At 73.0% G+C, this 16,596-nt stretch carries 7 protein-coding genes and 1 pseudogene; 4 read left to right on the forward strand and 4 right to left on the reverse strand.

Annotation, left to right across the window (positions count from 1 at the left end):
• Nucleotides 1-15: 15 nt before the first annotated feature.
• A pseudogene (locus AB0389_RS29005) lies at nt 16-11,337 on the reverse strand (SDR family NAD(P)-dependent oxidoreductase); the annotation flags it as partial.
• Between AB0389_RS29005 and AB0389_RS29010 the strand changes: the two are divergent.
• The 3 genes from AB0389_RS29010 (at nt 11,337) to AB0389_RS29020 (ending at nt 13,598) form a co-directional block, all read left to right on the forward strand.
• Nucleotides 11,337-12,773, forward strand: coding sequence for a transposase (locus tag AB0389_RS29010; RefSeq protein ID WP_366398464.1), 1,437 nt, complete (start codon nt 11,337-11,339; stop codon nt 12,771-12,773). The pseudogene AB0389_RS29005 and the gene AB0389_RS29010 overlap by 1 nt on opposite strands.
• A 136-nt stretch (nt 12,774-12,909) precedes the next feature.
• Nucleotides 12,910-13,179: a hypothetical protein gene (locus AB0389_RS29015; RefSeq protein WP_366398465.1), complete on the forward strand. Its 270-nt coding sequence runs from the start codon at nt 12,910-12,912 to the stop codon at nt 13,177-13,179.
• Nucleotides 13,176-13,598, forward strand: coding sequence for a hypothetical protein (locus AB0389_RS29020; RefSeq protein ID WP_093911856.1), 423 nt, complete (start codon nt 13,176-13,178; stop codon nt 13,596-13,598). Before AB0389_RS29015 ends, AB0389_RS29020 begins: the two co-directional genes overlap by 4 nt.
• A gap of 120 nt (nt 13,599-13,718) precedes the next feature.
• Here AB0389_RS29020 and AB0389_RS29025 read toward each other — a convergent pair whose 3' ends face one another.
• Together AB0389_RS29025 and AB0389_RS29030 are read right to left on the reverse strand one after the other, a co-directional pair.
• Nucleotides 13,719-14,168, reverse strand: a complete 450-nt coding sequence (locus tag AB0389_RS29025; RefSeq protein ID WP_366398466.1) for a hypothetical protein — start codon at nt 14,166-14,168, stop codon at nt 13,719-13,721.
• Between the two features lie 115 nt (nt 14,169-14,283).
• Nucleotides 14,284-15,003 (reverse strand): SDR family NAD(P)-dependent oxidoreductase, encoded by a 720-nt coding sequence (locus AB0389_RS29030; protein WP_366398467.1) that lies wholly within the window; start codon nt 15,001-15,003, stop codon nt 14,284-14,286.
• A gap of 89 nt (nt 15,004-15,092) precedes the next feature.
• On the opposite strand from AB0389_RS29030, the gene AB0389_RS29035 reads away from it, so the two are divergent.
• Nucleotides 15,093-15,701, forward strand: a complete 609-nt coding sequence (locus AB0389_RS29035; RefSeq protein ID WP_366398468.1) for a TetR/AcrR family transcriptional regulator — start codon at nt 15,093-15,095, stop codon at nt 15,699-15,701.
• Between the two features lie 234 nt (nt 15,702-15,935).
• On the opposite strand, the gene AB0389_RS29040 is transcribed toward AB0389_RS29035, so the two are convergent.
• A partial coding sequence (locus AB0389_RS29040; RefSeq protein WP_366398469.1) for a transcriptional regulator occupies nt 15,936-16,596 on the reverse strand: 661 nt, incomplete at its 5' end.

Consider the following 16,596-nt stretch of genomic DNA (forward strand, 5'->3'; position numbering starts at 1 on the left):
TGCCTTGCCGGGCGGTCACGACATGCCCAGTTCGTTGTCGATGAAGTCGAAGATCTCGTCGTCGTCGGCGGCGTCGAGGCGTTCCTCGACGGAGTCGTCACCGGCGGCGCGCGCCTTGGCAAGCAGGTCGTGCAGCCTGCCGGTCAGCTCCTCGCGGTAGCGCTCGTCGTCCAGGAGGGTGGTGAGCCGCTCCAGTTCGGCGAGGCCCGGCGGCGCTCCCGCCGCCGTCGGTTCGGGCTCCAGCTCAGCGGCGAGATAGCCGGCGATGGCACGGCACGACGGGTAGTCGAAGAGCAGGGTGGCGGGCAGCCGGAGGCCGCCGGCCGTGCCCAGCCGGTTGCGCAGCTCGACGGCGGTCAGCGAGTCGAAGCCCACTTCCAGCAGGCCACGGTCGACGTCGACGGAGCTCGCGTCGGCGAAGCCCAGCACGGTGGCCGTGTGGTCACGGACCAGGTCGAGCAGGGCCCGGTCGCGCTGGGTGTCCGTCATTCCGGACAGCCGCTGGGCCAGGCCCGCAGCCCCGGCGGCACCTGCGGCGCTGTCGGTGGCGCCGCGCCGTACGGTGGGGCGCACCAGACCCCGCAGCACGGCGGGCACCTCGCCCTGTGCCTGGACCGCCTTGGTGTCCAGGCGCAGCGGCAGCAGGACCGCGTGGTCCTCGGCGAGCGCGGTGTCGAACAGCTCCAGGCCCTCCGCGGGCGGGAAGGCGATGATGCCGCCGCGCGCGATGCGCTTGAAGTCGTTCTCGTTGAGGTGGCCGCTCATGCCGGCGTCGTTGGCCCACAGGCCCCAGGCCAGCGAGGCGGCCGGCAGGCCCTGGGCCCGGCGGCGGTGGGACAGGGCGTCCAGGAAGGCGTTGGCCGCCGCGTAGTTGGCCTGTCCCATGCCGCCGAAGACGCCGGCGATGGAGGAGAAGACCACGAAGGCCGACAGATCGAGACCGGCGGTGAACTCCTGGAGGTTGAGGACCGCGTCGACCTTGGGCCGCAGGACGAGGTCCAGCTGCTCGTCGGTGATCGACGCCACGATGCCGTCCTGGACCACACCGGCGGTGTGGACGACGGCGGTTACCGGGTGCTCGGACGGAACCGCGGCGAGCAGGGCGGCGAGCGCGTCGCGGTCGGCGATGTCGCAGGATGCCACCTCGACCTCGGCACCCAGCGCGGTCAGCTCCTCGTGCAGCCGTGCGGCGCCCTGGCCCGCCATACCGCTTCGGCTGGTCAGCAGCAGCCGCTTGACGCCGTGCTCGGTGACCAGGTGGCGGGAGACGTGGGTGCCGATCGCGCCGGTGCCGCCGGTCACCAGGACGGTGCCGCCACGCTCCCACTGCGGCGTGGCGTCCGCGGCGCCGACCGGGACGCGCGCGATGCGGTGGACGTACGCCCGTCCGTCGCGTACCGCGAGCTGCGGTTCGCCGCTGGCGACGGCGCGCGCGGCCGCGACGGTGGCCCCGTCCTGGTCGTCGTGGTCGTGGTCGACCAGGACGAACCGGTCGGGGTGCTCGGTCTGCGCGGAGCGGACCAGGCCCCAGACGGCGGCGCCGGCGAGGTCGGACACGTCGTCGTCGGTCAGCGGCACCGCTCCACGGGTGCTGAAGACGAGCTTCGCCCCCGCCCGGTCCGCGCCGAGCCAGTCGCGGATGTCGGCCAGTGCCCGCCGGGTGGCACGGCGCACCGCCTCGGCGTCCTGCCCCGGTTCGTAGCCTCGCACCTCGAACGCGGGAACCGTGCCGGCGGTGGGCAGCGGCACCTCGGTGAACTCGGGGCGGAACAGGGTGCGGTGGGTCCGTCCGCCGCCCGTCGCGGACCGGGCGGGGGCCGCGGGCCGCAGGGCGAGCGACTCGGCCGTGGCGACCGGCACCCCGGTGCCGTCGGCGAGGGCGACCGACATCGAGCTGTCCCCGGTGGGGGCCATCCGCAGCCGTACGGCGGCCGCGCCGCCCGCGTGCAGGGTGACACCGCTCCAGGCGAACGGCAGCCAGGCCTGGCCACTGCCGTTGAGCACGCCGAAGGCGAGGGAGTGCAGCACGCTGTCCAGGAGGGCCGGATGGAGTCCGAACCGGCCGGCCTCGGACCGCTGGGCGGCGGGCAGGGCGGCCTCGGCGAACACCTCGTCGCCGCGGCGCCACACCGCCGTCAGCCCCTGGAAGGCGGGACCGTAGGCGAAGCCGCTCTCGGCGAACCGGTCGTACAGGCCGGTCACGTCGATCGGCTCGGCGCCCGGCGGCGGCCACTCGGTGAGCGCTTCTGCGGCGGGTGCGGCGGGTGCGGCCCCGGGCGACAGCACACCGTCGGCGTGCCGGGTCCAGGCCTCGTCGGCCGGCGCGTCCTGCGGCCGGGAGAACACCTCCAGCGAACGGGTGCCGTCCGCGCCCCGCGGGCCGACGCGCATCTGCAGGACGACGGCGGCGTCCTTGGGCAGTGCCAGCGGTGCCGCCAGGGAGAGTTCGTCCACCCGGGCGCAGCCGACCTCGTCGGCCGCCCTGACCGCCAGTTCCAGGAAGGCGGTCGCCGGGAACAGGGCCTCCTCGAAGACCCCGTGGTCGGCCAGCCAGGGCGTGCTGTGCAGCGACAGCCTGCTGGTGAAGACGTACGTGTCGGCGTCGGCCAGTTCGACGGCGGCGCCGATCAGCGGGTGCCCGGTGGCGACCAGGCCCGCCGACGTCACGTCGCCGGCGCCCGCGGTGTCGTCGAGCCAGTAGCGCTCTCGCTGGAACGCGTAGGTGGGCAGCGGTACGCGGCGCACGTCACGGCCGGCGAAGAACCGCTGCCAGTCGGGGGCGGCGACCTGGGCGTGGAAGCGGCCCAGGGCGGCGGTGACCGATTCGGCCTCGTCGCGGTCGCGGTGCAGCAGCGGGATCAGCTCGGCCCGGCCCTCCAGGCAGTCCTGGGCGAGCGCGGTGAGGGAGCTGTCGGGGCCGATCTCGACGAACGCGGTGACGCCGGCCCGCTCCAGGGCGCGTACTCCGTCGAGGAACCGGACCGCGCCACGGACGTGGCGCACCCAGTAGTCGGGGGTGCACAGCTCGTCGGCGCCGGCGAGGTCGCCGGTGATGTTGGAGACGACGGGGATGCGCGGGGGGTGGTATTCCAGCCGGGCCGCGACCTGGCGGAACTCCTCCAGCATCCCGTCCATGTGCGGGGAGTGGAAGGCGTGGCTGACGCGCAGCCGCTTGGTCCTGCGGCCGTCGGCGGCGAGCCGGGCCGCGACGTCGAGCACGGCGTCCTCGTCGCCGGCGACAACGGTGGCCACGGTGCTGTTGACCGCGGCCACGGTCACCCGGTCCCCGTACGCGGCGAGGTAGGGCAGCACCGTCTCCTCGGGCGCCATCACGGAGACCATGGCGCCGTCGGCGCGCATGGCCTGCATCAGCCGGGCGCGCTCCGCCACCAGCAGGGCGGCGTCCGGCAGCGACAGCACCCCGGCGACGTGGGCGGCGGCCAGCTCGCCGACCGAGTGGCCGATGAGGTGGCCGGGGCGCAGGCCCCAGTGCTCGGCGAGCCGGAACAGGGCGACCTCGACGGCGAACAGGGCCGGCTGGGTGTAGGCCGTACGGTCGAGCAGCTCGGCGTCAGCGGAGCCGGCGGCGGCGACGATCACCTCGTGCAGCGGCCGTTCCAGCAGCGGGTCGAGGGCGGCGCGGACGGCGTCGAAGGCCTCGGCGAAGACCGGGAACTCGCGGTGCAGCCGCATCCCCATGCCCAGCCGCTGGCTGCCCTGGCCGGAGAAGAGGAACGCCACGTGCGGCTCGGCGGGCGGCACGGTGCCGGTCGCCGACCGCAGGGCGGCACGGACCGCGTCACGGTCGCCGTCCGGCACGACGAGCCGGTGCTCCAGGTGGGCGCGCGCGGTGGCCAGGGTGTAGCCGATGTCGGCGGTCCGTACGTCCGGGTTCTCGGCGAGGTGCCGGTCGAGCAGGTCCGCCTGCTCGCGCAGCGCCTGTGCGCTGCGGGCGGAGAGCACCAGCGGCACCGGCAGCGGCTCCCGCGCGCCGGCGGCGGCCGGCTCGTCGGCGGGGGCCTGCTCGTCGTCGGGGGCCTGCTCGTCGTCGGGGGCCTGCTCCAGGATGGTGTGGGCGTTGGTGCCACTGACGCCGAAGGAGGACACGGCGGCCCGGCGCGGGTGGCCGGTGACCGGCCACGGGGTGTTCTCGGTGACCAGGTCGACGCGGCCGGCGCTCCAGTCGATGAACGGCGACGGCTCGTCCACGTGGAGAGTGCCGGGCACCGTACCGTGCTGCATGGCGAGCACCATCTTGATGACGCCCGCGATGCCGGCGGCGGCCTGGGAGTGGCCGATGTTGGACTTGACCGAGCCGAGCAGCAGCGGCCGCGCGCGGTCCTGGCCGTAGGTGGCGAGGAGCGCCTGCGCCTCGATGGGGTCGCCCAGCCTGGTGCCGGTGCCGTGCGCCTCGACCACGTCGAGGTCGGCGGGCGCCAGGCGGGCGCTGGCCAGGGCGTCGCGGATGACGCGCTGCTGGGAGGGGCCGTTGGGGGCGGTCAGACCGTTGGAGGCGCCGTCCTGGTTGACTGCGCTGCCGCGTACGAGGGCGAGCACGGGGTGGCCGTTGCGCCGGGCGTCGGAGAGCCGCTCCAGCAGGACCAGGCCCACGCCCTCGGCCCAGGCGGTGCCGTCGGCGGCGGCCGCGAAGGGCTTGCAGCGTCCGTTCTCGGCGAGACCGCGCTGCCGGCTGAACTCGACGAACGACGTCGGGGTGGCCATCGCGGCGGCACCGCCGGCCAGGGCCATCGTGCACTCGCCCGAGCGCAGGGACTGCGCGGCGAGGTGGATGGCGACCAGCGAGGACGAGCACGCGGTGTCCACGCTGACGGCCGGGCCCTCCAGGCCGAAGGTGTAGGAGATGCGACCGGAGGCGACGCTGCCCGCGCTGCCTATGCCGAGGTAGCCCTCCATCTCCTCGGGGGCGTTGCGCACGCGCATGCCGTAGTCGTGGTAGCTGGAGCCTACGAACACGCCGGCGCGGCTGCCCTTGACCGATCGCGGGTCCAGGCCGGCCCGCTCGAACGCCTCCCAGCCGGTCTCCAGGAGCAGCCGCTGCTGCGGGTCGATGGTGGTCGCCTCGCGCGGGGAGATGCCGAAGAAGGCGGGGTCGAAGTCGGCCAGGTCGTGCAGGAAGCCGCCTTCGCGGGCGTACGTGGTGCCGTGGTGGTCGGGGTCCGGGTCGTAGAGGGCGTCCAGGTCCCAGCCACGGTCGGTGGGGAACGGTGTGATGGCGTCGCCGCCCTCACTGATGAGGCGCCAGAAGTCCTCCGGGGTGCGCACCCCGCCGGGGAAACGGCAGGCGAGTGCCACGATGGCGATGGCGTCGTCGGTGACTGCGGTGACGGCGCCGGCCGCCGGCACCACGGTGGTCCCGGTGCGGACCTCCGGCTCGCCCAGCTGCGCGGCCAGGTGGTCGACGACGGCGTTCGGGGTCGGGCAGTCGAAGACCAGGGTGACCGGGAGCCGCAGGCCGGTCGCCGCGGAGAGCTTGTTGCGCAGTTCCACCGCGGTCAGCGAGTCGCAGCCCAGGTCCTTGAAGACGCGGTCGCGGCCGATCGCGTCGGCACCCTCGTAGCCGAGGGCCTCGGCGGCGGCCGTGCGCACCAGCTCCAGGAGTGCGGCCCGGTCCTGGGTGGCCGGCCGCTCGGGCGCGGCCGTCCGCTCGGTGAGCGCGGCCACCTCCGGCAGGTCGGCGATGAGCGGGCTGGGCCGCAGGGCGGTGAAGGCCACGACGAAGCGGTCCCACGCGAAGTCGGAGACGATCACGTGCGGTTCGCCCGAGCCGACGGCGCGCCCCAAGGCGGCGACAGCGCGCTCGGGGGCCATGGCGGGCATGCCGTCGCGGACCAGCCGGGCGGCCACCGCCTCGTCGGTCAGGCTCTTGCCGGCCCACAGCCCCCACGAGAGTGAGGTGGCGGGCAGGCCGAGGTCGCGGCGGTGCAGGGCCAGCGCGTCGAGGTAGGCGTTGGCCGCGGCGTAGCTGCCCTGTCCGGTGCCGGCGACGGTGGAGGCCACCGAGGAGAACAGCACGAACGCGGAGAGGTCCATCCCGCGGGTCAGCTCGTGCAGCACCAGTGCGGCGTCAGCCTTGGGCCGGGCCACTCCGGCCGCGCGCTCGGCGGTGATGGAGTCGACCACACAGTCGTCGAGGACGCCCGCCGCGTGCACGACGGCGGTCAGCGGTGTCCCGGCCGGGATGCCGGCCAGCAGCTCCGCGACGGCGTCCCGGTCGGCCACGTCACAGGCGGCGACGGTGACGCGGGCGCCCAGCGCGCGGAGTTCGGCGGTGAGCTCGTCCGCGCCGGGGGTGGCCGCGCCGCGCCGTCCGGTCAGCAGCAGGTGTTCGGCGCCGGCCGTGGCCAGCCAGCGGGCCACGTGCCCGCCGAGGGCGCCGAGGCCGCCCGTGACCAGGACGGTGCCACTGGGCTGCCACGAGCGTCCGGCCGAGCCCGAGCGGCCGGCGTGGACGATGCGGCGTCCGTGGACGCCGGACGGGCGGATCGCCACCTGGTCCTCGCCGGATTCGCCGGTGAGGACCGCCAGCAGGCGCTGCGCGGCCCGGTCGTCGAAGGCGGCGGGCAGGTCGACCAGACCGGCCCAGCGTCCCGGGTACTCGACTCCGGCCACGCCGCCCAGGCCCCACAGGGCGGCCTGTGCGGGGCCGGCCAGTGGGTCGGTGGGGCTGACGGAGACGGCACCGCTGGTCGCGGCCCACAGCGGGGCCTCGATGCCCGCGTCGCCCAGGGCCCCGATCAGGGTCACGGTCGGGGGCAGCCCGGCGGGCAGCACCGTGCCGTCCGCCCAGGGCCGGTGGTCGAGGCCGAGCAGGGAGAGCACGCCGGCGGGCGAGTGTCCGTCGGCCGTCGCGCGCAGCCGTGCCGCGCCGGTGGTGCGGTCGTCGGACGCCTCCCACGGCACCACGAGGGCGGTGAGCCCCTGCCTGCGCAGGGCGTCGAGGTGTCCCTCGACGTCGGCGCCGTCGGGGGTGACGACGAGCCACTCCCCGGTGGCCCGACGGGTCGGCAGGTCGTGCAGGACGCGCCACTCGACGCGGTACTGCCAGGCGTCGCCGTCCTCGGCCGCGGGCAGGGCCTTCGATTCGAGGGGAAGCGGCACGAGCCAGTAGTGCTCCCGCCGGAACGCGTAGGTGGGAAGGTCGACCCGCCGGCCGCCGCGGTGCACGGCGGCCCAGTCGACCGCGCCACCGCGCGCGTGCAGTTCGCCCAGCGAGGTCAGGAAGCGGTCCGGGCCGCCGGCCTCGCGGTGCAGGGTGCCGACGACGACTCCGCCGTCGGCGGCCTCCAGGGCCTGCTGCACCCAGATCGCCAGCACCGGGTTGGGGCTGACCTCGACGAAGGCGTCGTAACCCGCGGCGATCAGCTGGTTGACGGCCTGGTCGAACTCGACGGTCCGGCGCAGGTTGCGGTACCAGTACCCGGCGTCCAGGGCGGAGCCGTCCAGCCAGGCGCTGTCGGTGGTGGACCAGAACCCGGCGGTCGTCGCGCGCGGGGTCACGCCGGCCAGCAGGCGCATGAGTTCGTCGTGGATGCGCTCCACCTGGGCGGAGTGGGCGGCGAAGTCGGCGCCGGGGATCGGCCAGCGCAGGACACCCTCGTCCGACAGCGCGGCGCTCAGCTCCTCCAGCGCCTCGGGGTCGCCGGAGACCGTGACGGAGGTGGGGCCGTTGACGGCGGCCACGCCGATCCGGCCGTCCCAGGCGGCGACGCGCTCGCGCAGCGGCTCGGCGGCCATCGCGACGAACATCATGGCGCCCTGTCCGGCGAGCACGACGAGTGCCTTGCTGCGCAGCGCGACGACCATCGCCGCGTCCTCCAGGGAGAGCGCGCCCGCCACGCAGGCGGCGGCGATCTCGCCCTGGCTGTGGCCGACCACCGCGTCGGGCTCGACGCCGCAGGACCGCCACAGCGCGGCCAGCGAGACCATCACGGAGAACAGCACCGGCTGGATGCGGTCCACCTGCTCGTACTCGCCGCTGCGCAGCACCTCGGTCAGCGACCAGTCGGTGTGCGGGGCCAGGGCACGCTCGCACTCGGCGAAGCGCTCGGCGAACACCGGGGCGCTGTCCAGCAGTTCCAGGGCCATACCGGTCCACTGGGTGCCCTGGCCGGGGAAGACGAACACGGTGCGGCGGCCGGCGTCGGCGGTGTGCACGGGCGCCTCGCCGTCGCGCACGGCCCGTAGGCCGGCGGCCAGGTGCTCCCGGGCCGCGCCGACGACGACGGCCCGGCGCCCGAAGGCGGTCCTGGTGGCCGCCAGCGAGTGGGCGATGTCGAGGAGGCCGGCGTCGAGGGGGTCGGCGTCGAGTCGGTCCAGCAGGGCGCGCGCCTGCTCGCGCACGGCCTGTTCGGTACGGCCCGACAGTGTCCAGGCCACGGCCGGCGCGGCCGTGGTGGCGTCGTCCCGTGCGGCCGGCTCCTCGACGGGGTCGGCCTGCTCGATGATGACGTGCGCGTTGGTGCCGCTCATGCCGAACGACGACACGCCGGCCCGCCGCGGCCCCTCCCACGGCCGCGCTTCGGTCAGCAGCTCGATGTTGCCCGCGGACCAGTCGACGAACGGCGAGGGCACGTCCGCGTGCAGCGTGCGGGGCAGCACGCCGTGCTCCATGGCCTGGAGCATCTTGATGATGCCGGCGACGCCGGAGGCGGCCTGGGTGTGGCCGATGTTGGACTTCAGCGACCCGAGCCGCAGCGGTGCGGTGCGGTCCTGGCCGTAGGTGGCCAGCAGGGCCTGCGCCTCGATGGGGTCACCCAGCCTGGTGCCGGTGCCGTGCGCCTCGACCACCCGCACATCGGCGGGTTCGAGACCGGAGTTGGCCAGCGCCTGCTGGATGACGCGCTGCTGCGAGAGCCCGTTCGGCGCGGTCAGGCCGTTGGAGGCACCGTCCTGGTTGACGGCGCTGCCGCGCACGATGGCCAGCACGGGGTGTCCGTTGCGCCGGGCGTCGGAGAGCCGCTCCAGTACGAGCGTGCCGACGCCTTCCGCGATGCCGAACCCGTCGGCCTCGGCGCCGAAGGGCTTGCAGCGGCCGTCGGCCGCCAGACCGCGCTGCCGGCTGAATCCGGTGAAGGACAGGGTGGAGCCGAGGATGGTGGCGCCGGCGGCCAGCGCCAGCGAGCACTCGCCGGACCGCAGGGCCTGCGCCGCGAGGTGCACGGCGACGAGCGAGGACGAGCAGGCGGTGTCGATGGTCAGCGCAGGCCCTTCCAGGCCGAGCGAGTACGAGATGCGGCCGGAGAGCACGCTGCTGGAGATGCCGGCGATGAGGTGGCCCTCGGCCTCCTCGGGCACCCGCGCGCCGTCACCGCCGTAGCCCTGGTAGCCGGCGCCGACGAAGACGCCGGTCCGGGTGCCGCGTAGCGTGGTCGGGTCGATGCCCGCCCGCTCCAGCGCCTCCCAGGAGGTCTCCAGGAGGAGCCGCTGCTGCGGGTCCATGGCGAGCGCCTCGCGCGGGCTGATGCCGAAGAACTCCGGGTCGAACAGGCCGGCGTCGTAGACGAAGCCGCCCGCCCGGGAGTAGGTGGTGCCCGGCCGGTCGGGGTCGGTGTCGTAGACCTCGCCGAGGTCCCAACCGCGGTCGCCGGGCAGTTCGGATATCGCGTCGCGCCCGTCGGCGAGCAGCTGCCACAGGTCCTCGGGACTGCGGACGCCTCCCGGGTAGCGGCAGCCGGCGGCGACGATGACGACGGGGTCGTCCCCGGCGGGCACGGTGACCGCGACCGGGGCGGCCGGTGCCGCCGCCGTGCCGAGCAGTTCGTCGCGCACATGATCCGCGAGCGCGGTGGCCGAGGAGTAGTCGAAGACGACGGTGACCGGCAGTCTGAGGCCCGTCGCGGCGTTCAGCCGGCCGCGCAGGTCGACGGCGGTCAGCGAGTCGAAGCCCAGCTCTCGGAAGGCGCGTCCCGGCTCGATCTCGGTGGCGGACTCGTGGCCGAGGACGGCCGCCGCCTGGGCGCGCACCAGCTCTGCCAGCAGCTCGCGCTGCTCGGCGGCGGGCAGGGCGCGCAGCCGGCCCAGCAGGGGCGAACTCGTCTCGTCCTGGTCCGCGGCGTCCGCGTCCCGGCCGGCGAGCGCGGCGCGGGCGTCGGGCAGGTCGGAGATGAGCGCGCTGGGCCGGGCCGAGGTGAACACCGGGGCGAAGCGGTCCCAGTCGACGGCGGCCACCACGACGACCGTCTCGTCCCGGTCGAGGACCTGCTGGAAGCCCTCGATGGCGAGCGCGGGACGCATGAAGGGGATGCCGCGGCCGCGCAGTTGCCGCTCGGCGAGGTTGGCGGCCATGCCCTTGCCGTCCTGCGGGGCCCAGATGCCCCAGACCACGGAGGTGGCGCCGAGTCCGCGGGCGCGCCGGTTCTCGGCGAGGCCGTCGAGGTAGGCGTTGGCGGCGGCGTAGGCGCCGTGGTCGGCGCTGCCCCAGACCGCGGAGATGGACGAGAACAGGACGAACGCGTCCACCTCGCCGATCAGCTCGTCCAGGTGGGCGGCGCCGAGCACCTTGGCGTGCAGGGTGTCGCCGAACTCGGCGAGGTCGGTGTCGGGCAGCGGTACGAGGCTGCCGGCGCCCGCGGTGTGCATGACGGACCGGATCCGCTCGCCCCGCGCCTCCAGGCCGGCGACGAGGGCGGCCAGCTGCTCGCGGTCGGTCACGTCGCAGGCGGCGGCGGTGACGCGGGCGCCCAGGGACTTGAGTTCGGCGGTCAGTCGGGCGGCGTCGGGGGCGTCGCCGCCCTGCCGGCTGAGGAGCACCACGTGCTCGGCCCCGTTGTGGGCCAGCCAGGCGGCGATCTGTCCGCCGACGGCGCCGGTGCCGCCGGTGATGAGGACGGTGCCGCGGGGCCGCCAGGGCTCGGGCGCGGGGCCGTCGGGCAGCGGGGCGCGTTCGAGCCTGCGCCCGTAGGCGGCGCCGGGGCGCAGCGCGAGCTGGTCCTCGTCGCTGCCGCCGGCCAGCGCGGTCGCCAGGGCGGCGGGGTCGAAGCCCGCGGCCAGGTCGAGGAGTCCGCCCCAGCGTCGCGGGTACTCCAGTGCGGCGACGCGTCCCAGGCCCCACACCAGGTTCTGGGCGACGGCGGTCACCGGGTCGTCGTCACCGGTGGAGACCGCGCCGCCGGTCAGGCACCACAGGGGGGCGTCGACGCCGGCATCCTCCAGGGCCTGTACGAGGGCGAGGGTGAGGGCCGTGCCGACCGGCACGACGGAGTGGTCCGGGTGCGGCCGCTCGTCCAGGCCGACCAGCGACACGACCCGGTCCAGGGGGCGGGGCACATCGGCCAGCCGCCGCGCGAGCGTCCGCCGGTCGCTGTCGGCGGCGGTCAGTGGATGATCCCGGGTTCGACGCCTCGGTGCTGTCCGAGTTCCGCACGCGGTTGGTCGAGCACGGGATGGAGGAGAAGGTGCTCGACCTGCTGCTGACCGCGCTCAAGGACCGGGGCTTGGTGAAGGCCGGAGGCAAGCAGCGCACCGACTCCACCCGCGTGCTGGCGGCAGTACGTGACCTGAACAGGCTGGAGCTGGCCGGGGAGACACTGCGGGCCACGTTGGAGGCGCTGGCCTGCGCGGCCCCGGACTGGCTGGCCGGGGCGGTGCCCGTTCGGGAATGGGCCGAACGCTACGGCCCGCGGATTCACTCCTGGCATCCGCCAGCTTCTGCGAGCAAACGCGAGGAGATGGCCCTGGTCTACGGCCGGGACGGGTTCGCGCTGCTGGAAGCGGTGCACGCCCCTGACGCTCCGGCCTGGCTGCGCGAACTCCCGGCAGTGCAGATCCTGCGCACGATGTGGGTGCAGAACTACCACCGCACTGTGACCGATGCCGACGCGGAGGTGAAACGGCGGGAGAGCAAAGACCTCCCGCCCGGCAGACTTCGGCTGGCCTCTCCGTACGACACCGACGCGCGCTATGGCCTCAAACAGGGCTCCTGGTGGACCGGCTACAAGATCCACATCAGTGAGTCCTGCGACGATACCGATGCCCAGGACCCGGCTGTCGGCGGCCAGGCGCTGATCCCCACAGCCGACGGACCGCCGCCGCGCTTGATCACCAGCATTGCGACCACGGACGCCACGGTGACCGATGCGGAAATGACCGAACCGGTCCATCACATGCTTGCCGCCCGCGACCTCCTGCCCGCCGAGCACTTCCTCGATTCCGGTTACGCCTCCGCCGAGTTGATCGTGGACATGAAGAAGAACTTCGGGGTCACCCTGGTCACCCCGGTCCTGATGAACAGCTCACCCCAGGCGCGTGCCGGCGCCGGGTTCGACCGCATCGCGTTCACCATCGACTGGGACAAGCGGCAGGTCACCTGCCCACGTGGGGACACCAGCACCTGGTGGAGCCCCGCTACCCTGCGCGGCACCAAGGCCATCGTCATCAAGTTCGACAAGGAGACATGCCGCCCCTGCCCGGTGCGCGACCAGTGCACCCGCTCGAAGACCGGCGGCCGGACCCTCTCCCTGCAACCCCGCGAGCTGCAAGAAGTCCTCGACCGAGCCCGCCTCCAGCAGGGCGACGAGCAGTGGCGAGCCAAGTACGGAACCCGCGCGGGCATCGAGGGAACCATCCACCAGGCGGTCGCGGTCACCGGGATGAGACGTGCCCGCTACCTCGGTCTCCAGAAGACCCACCTGGAGCACGTCTTCTCCGCTGTTGCGCTCAACCTCATTCGCCTCGATGCCTGGTGGAACGGCCACCCGCTCGACCGCACCCGCGTCAGCCACCTTGCCCGCCTCGACCTCTCCCTCACCGCGTGACCGAATAAGCCAGCAGGATCGGTGACAGTGTTCTTACCGGCACCCCTACACCGGCACCGTCATCACCGCACGGCAGGCCCGACAGATCCGCGCCAACCCCCACCTGGCCGTCTACGACAATCCCCACACGCTGCTGATGTGCGTCTACAAGCGCGACAAGGCCCTGTGCCACCGCGGCCTCAAGGACACCCCCAGCCTCGACCGGTGCGTCCCCACCTGCGCGAACATCGCCCGCACCGACCAGCACGCCACCGGCCTCCGCCTCCGCGCCACCGCGCTTGACCAGCAGGCAGGCCACGTTCCCGGCCCGCTGGGCGAACGGCTACAGAGCAACGCTGCCCGGCTGCGCGACCTCGCCGACACCCACCACCGCACCCGCACCACCCTTCAGGACGGCACCGCATGAGCCCCGCACCCGACGAACGCGACCGTATCCGCGCGGCCATGGACCGCATCCTGCAAGGAACCGCGCAGCACTCCAACGGCGCGCTGACGATCGTCGCCCTGGCCCAGGAAGCCGGCCTACCGCGCAACGCGCTCACCCAGCGTCACCCGGACCTCAAGAACGACTTCTACGCGCAGGTCAGGGCGCGCGGACAGACGCCGGACTCCGAGATCCGCCTGCGCCAACAGATCGTCAAACTCAAGGAGCTCCGAGCCAAGGACGCACAGGAGCTGTCCCAGCTGCGGACCGACGTCGATCACCTGGTCCGCGCTGTTAACCAACTGACCGTGGAGAACCGACAACTGCGCGGTGCACTGTCACAGCCCACCTCCCCCGTTCGAGTGCTGCCGACCCAACCGCACCCGAACCGGATGCTCTGAGAACTGCCTTGGTCGCTCGGCGGGACTGCTGAACTCGACAGAGACCGCCAACCCGTCCTCGGCGGCCTCCAGCCAATGGAGGCGGTGCAGTGGATCAGCTGCGGTGCCACGCCGGTGCGGTCACTTCCAGTCGCTGTCCGATGACGCCGTCGCTGCCGGCTCCGTTTCTTGGGCGGCCGCTTGCTTGACCTCGATGAGGGCCGTGGTACCGGCTACCACCGCAGAAAGAGCCACGGCGGCGGACAGCATGGCCGAGGTACGGCTGACGTCGCGCCGCAGGCCCGCAGCCAGGAAAGCGGCGGCATCGACCGAGTCCATGACGATGTTCACCGCAAGAAACTGCTGCTGCTGGGGCCGGGTGAAACTGTCCATCCGTTGCAGCCCAAGCCCGAGAGCAGCGTTGCGGATCGCGAACATCCGCGAATAAGGGATCGCGGGGGTACCGCTAGCCGTGAGCTGGAAAAACCGCGCGGCCAGCCGCGGGGTGAACAAGTGGGTTGCCGCGACGATGAAGCGCCCGGTCGTCAGCGCTCTGCGGGAAGGAACCAGGTGGAGGGGGAATGTGGACATGGAGAATCCTTTCAATCCGGAACGGGCCGGTCAGCTGTTCAGAAGGTGGCGGGTCAGGAATTCGACCTTGTCCGCTTCGGTGAGGTGTTGCCGGGGGAAGGGTTTTCCCTGGGGTTCAGAGCTCGGCGACGGTGCGTCGCAGGAAGCCCGGCGCGATGCGCAGCATGGCGGGCATGACTTTGGTCTGACCGGGGAATGCCATGTTCCGCCGCCGCCGAAGAGCCTTCATCGTGACCGCCGTCACCTGCTCGGGAGTCAGCTTCTTCCCGGTGGCTGCGGCGTTCATGGGCGTGTCCGTGGACGGCGGGAGGACCTCCAGGACATGGGTGCCCTTCGGGGCGAGTTGACGGCGCAGGCCGTCCGCAAAGCCGTGCAGGCCGGCCTTCACCGCGCCGTGGGTGGGTGCGCGAGTGGGCGAGACCAGAGCGAACCCCGAGGTGATGAATACGATCGCGTCGGGCTCCGGCCACCGCTCGAGCGCTTCGCCCGTCAAGTGGATGGGGGCGGTGAGGTTCAGCGCCACCTCGGCATCGAGGGTCGCATTGGGGTTCTTGCCGGCCGCATAGTCTCGCTCCTCGAACGTACCGGCGTTGTTGACCAGCACGTCTAGACGCCCGAAGCGATCAGCGACCGCCTGCAGCAGCGCGGCCCGATCGGCTGCGTCCGTCACATCGGCCCGCACGGCCAGCGCCTGCGGGTGGGCCTGCGCGAATCGGTCCAGCGCAGCCTGCGAACGCCCGCAGACGACGACGGACGCCCCGGCCTCCATGAAGGATTGCGCGAGGCTCAAGCCGATGCCTGAGGTTCCGCCAGTGATGAGTACGGCCTGTGACACGATGCCACCCCTCTGCATAGCGTACCGATTGGTACGAAAGTACTCTAGCACATCCGTACCGATCGGTACCGAAGGAGTAGAATGAAGAAATGACCTCGACGACACCGGCCCCTCCCGGCAGACCCCGCGCGTTCGACATCGACGAGGCACTCGATCGTGCAGTCCTGGTGTTCTGGTCAAAGGGTTTCGAGGGCGCCAGCCTTGACGACCTCACCGAGGCGATGGGTATCAGCCGCCCCAGCCTGTACAGGGCGTTCGGCAGCAAAGAAGACCTCTTCTACAAGGCGCTGGAGCGCTACACCGAGGGCTTGACCGCCTACTTCGCCCGAGCCATGGCAGAGCCCACCAGTGAAGCCGTGGCTACTGCCGTGCTCCACGGGACGGTCGAGGCGGCAACCATGCCGGGACTGCCCACGGGCTGTCTTGGCGTGCAGGGTGCCTTGGCTACCGGGGATGAGAGCCGCCCGGTCCGAGACGCACTCATCGCATGGCGCGAGGACGGGATAGCCCACTTGACGCGCCGGTTCCAACAGGCGGTGGACGCCGGTGACCTTCCGCCTTCCACAGATCCGCATCTTCTCGCGCTCTACCTGAGAACAGTCGCCAATGGGATCGCCGTCCAGGCCGCGAGTGGTAGTTCCCGCCCCGAGCTGCTGCAAGTCGCGAACCTCGCGTTGGGCAGCTGGCCAAAGCCGTAGTCAGCCAGTCAGACCGGGATCTGCGCACGTACTTCGGTTTTCCGTGGTTCGCGCGAGGCCGGCGCGACGGGCGGAGGAACTGCGGGTGCTGCGGTAGCGGGCGCTTCCGAGGGGGCGCGGGATGCCGACGCTTCGACGGGGGCCGGCGAGACGGCGCGTGCCGGCTCCGGGGGCGGCAAGGGCGACGGGACGCTGGGCGTGGCGCGCAGCCAACCACCGATGATCAACTGTTCATCAAGCCGTACGTGCCGGCGGCATCCCGGCTCCCGCCCTTGTCGCGTCGGTGCCCCAGCTGGCCAGCAGCCGTAGTGCCTCCACGGACGGGGAACCGGGTTCGGCGTGGTACGTCGCCAGCGTCTGTTCGTGGTCATCGGCCAGGTGGAACGATTCCAGGCGCAGATCGAGTCCGCCTACGAGCGGGTGGTGCAGGCGCAGGGTGCCGTGGCACTTGTCCTTGACGTCGTGGGCGGCCCACAGCCGCCGGAACTCCTCGCTCTTCACGGAGAGTTCACCCACCAGCGCGGACAGCCGGGGGTCGTCCGGATGGGAGCCGGCGTCCAGGCGCAGCTGAGCGACGACGTCGTTCGCTTTCTGCTCCCAGTCCACGAACAGGTCGCTGTACTCGGGCCGCAGGAACACCAGCCGCGCCCAGTTCCGCTCGTGCTCGGGCAGCTCGGCCCAGTCGCCGAAGACCGCCGCGGTCATCCGGTTCCAGGCGAGGATGTCGCCCCGCCGCCCCACAAGGATCGCTGGGCCGCCTTCCATGGTGTCCAGCAGCGTCCGCAGGGAGCCCCGCACCCGCTGGGTGCGGACGGCCGGCTTCCTCTTCTGTTTCGGCTTCGCCAGGTGCGTGAGGTGGGCGTGCTCGGCGTCGCTGAGCCGCAGCGCGCGGGCG

The organism is Streptomyces sp. NPDC093109 (assembly GCF_040701725.1).
Classification (GTDB): domain Bacteria; phylum Actinomycetota; class Actinomycetes; order Streptomycetales; family Streptomycetaceae; genus Streptomyces.

Excerpts from the sequence above, each read along its gene's own strand:
- AB0389_RS29015 (WP_366398465.1), top strand. The coding sequence starts at position 12,910 with ATGTGCGTCTACAAGCGCGACAAGGCCCTGTGCCACCGCGGCCTCAAG.
- AB0389_RS29020 (WP_093911856.1), top strand. The coding sequence starts at position 13,176 with ATGAGCCCCGCACCCGACGAACGCGACCGTATCCGCGCGGCCATGGAC.
- AB0389_RS29025 (WP_366398466.1), bottom strand. The coding sequence starts at position 14,168 with ATGTCCACATTCCCCCTCCACCTGGTTCCTTCCCGCAGAGCGCTGACG.
- AB0389_RS29035 (WP_366398468.1), top strand. The coding sequence starts at position 15,093 with ATGACCTCGACGACACCGGCCCCTCCCGGCAGACCCCGCGCGTTCGAC.